The sequence below is a fragment of the Fructobacillus sp. CRL 2054 genome (genome assembly GCF_028764065.1).
Lineage (GTDB): Bacteria > Bacillota > Bacilli > Lactobacillales > Lactobacillaceae > Fructobacillus.
The window spans coordinates 1-255 of sequence record NZ_JACOFN010000026.1; the positions used below are offsets into that span (position 1 = coordinate 1).

A 255-nucleotide genomic window follows, 5' to 3' on the forward strand; every position below is an offset into this window, starting at 1 on the left:
ATCATTCACAGCCAATGTGAACATGGGGTCTAGCGATGTACTAGCCATGAACGGCATCACGCTGTATTACAACGGACAATCTGGTGCAGTTGATACGGACTTTGGTCACATTAAACTGGAAAAAGGGGACAATGAGATTCAGATTTCTGGTCTATCGAATCTCGATGTAACGTTCTCGTTCCCATTCTTGTACTTTTAAAATGTACACATCTGATAAAGTAGTGGTTCGTTCGCGTGACCAGACAAGGACGTTAC

General features: G+C 43.1%; 1 pseudogene. It reads left to right on the forward strand.

Annotation, left to right across the window (positions count from 1 at the left end):
- A pseudogene (locus H7198_RS06930) lies at positions 1 to 199 on the forward strand (phage tail domain-containing protein); the annotation flags it as partial.
- Positions 200 to 255 lie beyond the last annotated feature (56 nt).